Raw genomic sequence first — 4,812 nt, 5'->3', positions numbered from 1 at the left:
TGCACTGAATACTGCCAGTCTCGCTTTCGGTGGCGACACGCTCGCTGTCGGTGGCAAAGTGGCAATGATGCCGATCGCCTTAGGTACGGCGGACTTTATGGTTCACCATATCCACGCTTTCACCATTCACGTCACCGTGTTAATTCTCCTCAAAGGTGTCTTGTTTGCCCGTAGCTCGCGGTTAATCCCCGATAAAGCTAATTTGGGCTTCCGCTTCCCCTGCGATGGCCCCGGTCGGGGTGGTACTTGCCAAGTTTCTGGTTGGGATCACGTCTTCCTCGGTCTGTTCTGGATGTATAACTCCATCTCGATTGTGATTTTCCACTTTAGCTGGAAAATGCAGTCGGATGTCTGGGGGACAGTGGCACCTGACGGTACCGTGTCTCACATTACTGGCGGTAACTTCGCTGCTAGTGCGATCAACATTAACGGTTGGTTGCGTGACTTCTTGTGGGCGCAAGCTTCGCAAGTCATCAACTCTTACGGTACGGCCTTATCTGCTTACGGTCTGATCTTCCTAGGCGCACACTTTATCTGGGCATTTAGTTTAATGTTCCTGTTTAGCGGTCGCGGCTACTGGCAAGAACTAATCGAGTCGATCGTTTGGGCGCACAACAAGCTCAACTTTGGGCCAGCAATTCAGCCTCGCGCTCTGAGCATTATTCAGGGTCGGGCTGTGGGAGTCGCTCACTATCTCCTTGGCGGGATTGCGACAACCTGGGCATTCTTCTTAGCTCGATCGATCGCGATTGGCTAACGAGGCAAGACGTCTTTTGTGATAGCTGTTGGCAAACAAATTAAAAAAACTGCCAACAGCTATCGATCGAATCTGGATTTCCAGGTTCGGCACCATCACTAAACATGATGCTAATCAATGCCACACGAGATGGTTACAGTTAGCATCATCTCTACTGTAATCATCTCGCCTGTCCGCGAGGAAATCCGATAAGAAAACTATGGCAACTAAATTCCCCAAATTTAGCCAAGACCTCGCACAAGATCCGACCACTCGGCGGCTCTGGTACGGGATTGCCACGGCACACGACTTTGAAAGCCACGATGGCATGACGGAGGAAAATCTTTACCAAAAGATTTTCGCAACTCACTTCGGTCACCTGGGCATCATCTTCCTCTGGGCTTCTGGCAACCAGTTCCACGTAGCTTGGCAAGGCAACTTCGAGCAGTGGATCAAAGATCCACTCAACGTCAGTCCGATCGCACATGCAATCTGGGATCCCCATTTTGGGCAGCCCGCTGTTGATGCTTTCACTCAAGGTGGCGCAACCAATCCAGTCAACATCGCTTATTCTGGCGTTTACCAATGGTGGTACACGATCGGGATGCGGACAAATGATGACTTGTATATGGGGTCGATCTTCTTGCTCCTCCTCGCTTCAGTCATGCTGTTTGCTGGTTGGCTGCATTTGCAACCCAAATTCCGTCCCAGCCTGTCTTGGTTCAAGAATGCTGAGTCTCGTCTCAATCACCATTTATCTGGTTTGTTTGGGGTCAGTTCTCTAGCTTGGACGGGTCACTTAGTTCACGTTGCCATCCCCGAATCTCGCGGCCAGCACGTTGGTTGGGACAATTTCACCAGTACTCTTCCCCACCCAGCCGGGTTAACCCCCTTCTTTACGGGTAATTGGGGCGTATATGCAGAAAATCCGGATACAGCTCAACAGATGTTTGGCACAGCCCAAGGTTCTGGGACAGCAATCTTGACTTTCTTGGGTGGTTTCCATCCTCAGACTCAATCCTTGTGGTTGACTGATATGGCGCACCATCACCTAGCGATCGCGGTAATCTTTATCGTTGCTGGGCACATGTATCGCACCAACTTCGGCATCGGTCACAGCATTAAGGATATCCTCAATGCTCACAAACCACCCGGAGGCAGACTGGGCGATGGTCATAAAGGTCTTTATGATACCATCAACAACTCCCTTCACTTCCAACTCGGGTTGGCATTGGCTTCGTTAGGTGTGATCACTTCTTTAGTGGCTCAACACATGTACTCCATGCCGCCTTATGCGTTCTTGGCGCAGGACTTTACCACCCAAGCTTCGCTATACACCCACCACCAGTATATTGCTGGGTTCTTGATGGTTGGTGCTTTCGCTCACGGTGCGATTTTCTGGGTGCGTGACTACGATCCAGATCAAAACCGGAACAACGTGCTCTCGCGGATGTTAGAGCACAAAGAAGCGATCATCTCTCACTTGAGCTGGGTGTCGCTGTTCTTAGGTTTCCATACCCTCGGCCTCTACGTGCATAATGACGTTGTAGTTGCCTTCGGTACGCCTGAGAAGCAAATCTTAATCGAACCAGTATTTGCCCAGTTCGTTCAAAGCAGCCACGGTAAATTACTCTACGGTTTTGATACTCTCCTTTCAAATGCCGATAGTTTAGCTTCCACTTCCAGCGCAGCATATCTGCCTGGCTGGTTAGAGGCAATCAACTCCGGTACGAACTCCTTGTTCTTGACGATTGGCCCTGGTGACTTCTTAGTTCACCACGCGATCGCACTTGGACTCCACACCACCACCTTGATCTTGGTCAAAGGTGCGCTGGATGCCCGTGGTTCCAAATTAATGCCCGACAAGAAAGACTTCGGCTATGCCTTCCCTTGCGATGGTCCTGGTCGTGGTGGTACTTGTGACATCTCTGGTTGGGATTCCTTCTACCTAGCGATGTTCTGGATGCTCAACACCTTAGGGTGGGTAACATTCTACTGGCACTGGAAACACTTAGGAATTTGGCAAGGTAACGTAGCGCAATTCAATGAGTCCTCGACTTATCTAATGGGTTGGTTACGCGATTACCTCTGGCAGAACTCCTCTCAGTTAATTAACGGCTACAACCCTTACGGGATGAATAACTTGTCTGTATGGGCATGGATGTTCCTCTTCGGACACCTCGTCTGGGCAACTGGCTTTATGTTCTTAATTAGCTGGCGTGGTTACTGGCAAGAGTTGATCGAAACGGTTGTCTGGGCACACGAGCGGACTCCTCTTGCGAACTTGGTTCGTTGGAAAGACAAGCCTGTTGCAATGTCGATCGTTCAAGGTCGGGTTGTCGGTCTAGCTCACTTCACAGTCGGCTATATCCTCACCTACGCCGCCTTCTTAATTGCCTCTACTGCTGGTAAGTTTGGATAGTTAGTTCTGAATTTATCATTAGTTAAATAGAATCCCTCGTCACCTAGTGGCGGGGGATTTTCAATATAAAATTGGGCAATCTGATTTAGTTTGTTTTTTACGCACCGACAATATTCATGAAGGTCAAAGAAGCGATCGCGATAATTGAAAGTGATGGTTGGTATCTAGTGAGAACTCGTGGTAGTCATCGACAGTATAAACATCCAATTAAATCTGGTCTAGTAACGATCGCAGGTAAATTCTCAGAAGATTTGGCAACCGGAACGGCAAATAGCATTTTGAAACAGGCAGGGCTGAAAACGAGTAAGATTGAAGAAGCCAACCCAGAGTCGGAAATTACTGAAACAGACCATTTGGAGGACTCCGAATAATGCGTTACGCCACAATTATCGAGCAGACGCCAACGAACTATTCTGCATATGTACCCGATCTGCCAGGTTGTATTGCCACGGGTGCGACCGTTGAGGAAGTATCGGCACAAATCCAAGCTGCTATCTCTTTTCATCTCGAAGGCTTGCAATTGGAAGGACTACCAATTCCAGCATCAACAACTATTTGTGAATATATTGAAGCTGCGTAGTTAGCCTAAACTTAACAACTGTTAGAAATTACTAACATCGGCTATCGGAGGATGTCGATCGTTCAAGGTCGCATTGTCGTTGGTATAGCTCACTTCATAATCGGCTATATCCTCACCTATGCAGCCTTCTTAATTGCTTCTATTGCTGGTAAGTTCGGATAGTTAATTTCTGAAGTTATCATTAGTTAAAAGAATCCCTCGTCACTTAGTGGCGGGGGATTTTTAGGCTCCAATTGTAATTAACCCTTTATAGTCTGAACTATGATTAAAATGATTGACCGATCGATTATGATGAGCTAATATCCTGTAATCTTAGTCTATCTGTTAATCTGTCAAATCATAGTTCAGGCGGTATATTATTAGACAGTCTAACGACTCAAAGAGAACGAGAAGATTATGAAAACACCTCATTCTAATCCAGCTCCAAATGATAAAGATGATTTAGTAGCCGAATACACTTTTGACTATACCAAGGCAAAACCTAATAGATTTGCGACGCAAGATTCTATCTATAAGCCATTTTTAGAATTTTCAGTTACGCACATAGACGAGGGTGTTATTGGAGAACTAAAGAAATTCACAAAAACAGCTTTTAATATTGATGACGTATTATCATCTGTTAGTGAATTAAAATACACAAAAATATTAAACAGCCTTATTAATTGTTATGCAGCCATAATATTTGAAGGCGGTCGCGTCGAATTCACAAAGGCAAGTACCTTCTAACAAGGTTCGTTAAAATATGTATGGTAGGTACAGCCCACCATACATATTTTAGACAAACTATATCTGAAAATTAGATATATTTTAGGACTTTAAATCGAAAGCTTTCTCGATATTTGACATGGTACGGAATAGTTTAAGTTTTCGATCGGGAAAAGCTTGAAAATCAAATCTTTGATAAAACTTGACCGCTTCCGCATCGATCGCATCTACAACTACAGCAAAAGAAGCAGTCGCTTTACTAATGCGCAGACTGCGATGTAGAGCATCCATAATTAATAATTTTCCCCACCCATAGCCTCGATAATCATTCGATACTGCCAATCTGCCAATGAGATTGACACCAACAAT

4 protein-coding genes and 3 pseudogenes are annotated in these 4,812 nt (G+C 46.1%); 6 read left to right on the top strand and 1 reads right to left on the bottom strand.

Going from position 1 to position 4,812, the window contains the following annotated elements; genetic code table 11:
* The 6 genes and pseudogenes from psaA to RMO84_RS06640 form a co-directional block, all read left to right on the top strand.
* Positions 1 to 757: pseudogene (gene psaA, locus RMO84_RS06660) on the top strand (photosystem I core protein PsaA); the annotation flags it as partial.
* Positions 758 to 956: 199 nt separating this feature from the next.
* A complete protein-coding gene (gene psaB, locus RMO84_RS06655; RefSeq protein WP_310487689.1) occupies positions 957 to 3,158 on the top strand; it encodes a photosystem I core protein PsaB in 2,202 nt (733 codons plus the stop codon).
* Positions 3,159 to 3,274: 116 nt separating this feature from the next.
* Positions 3,275 to 3,457: pseudogene (locus tag RMO84_RS06650) on the top strand (type II toxin-antitoxin system HicA family toxin); the annotation flags it as partial.
* 71 nt (positions 3,458 to 3,528) lie between these two features.
* Positions 3,529 to 3,738: a type II toxin-antitoxin system HicB family antitoxin gene (locus RMO84_RS06645; RefSeq protein WP_310487687.1), complete on the top strand. Its 210-nt coding sequence runs from the start codon at positions 3,529 to 3,531 to the stop codon at positions 3,736 to 3,738.
* A 51-nt stretch (positions 3,739 to 3,789) separates the two neighbouring features.
* A pseudogene (locus RMO84_RS21305) lies at positions 3,790 to 3,900 on the top strand (hypothetical protein); the annotation flags it as partial.
* 234 nt (positions 3,901 to 4,134) lie between these two features.
* On the top strand, positions 4,135 to 4,464 hold the full coding sequence (locus tag RMO84_RS06640; protein WP_310487686.1) for a hypothetical protein: 330 nt from the start codon (positions 4,135 to 4,137) through the stop codon (positions 4,462 to 4,464).
* Positions 4,465 to 4,545: 81 nt separating this feature from the next.
* Here RMO84_RS06640 and RMO84_RS06635 read toward each other — a convergent pair.
* A partial coding sequence (locus RMO84_RS06635; RefSeq protein WP_310487685.1) for a GNAT family N-acetyltransferase occupies positions 4,546 to 4,812 on the bottom strand: 267 nt, incomplete at its 5' end.

The sequence above is a fragment of the Chamaesiphon sp. VAR_69_metabat_338 genome (genome assembly GCF_031423935.1).
Lineage (GTDB): Bacteria > Cyanobacteriota > Cyanobacteriia > Cyanobacteriales > Chamaesiphonaceae > Chamaesiphon.
The sequence above is the reverse complement of the archived record's forward strand: the minus strand, read 5'-3'. Positions and strand labels throughout refer to the sequence as shown.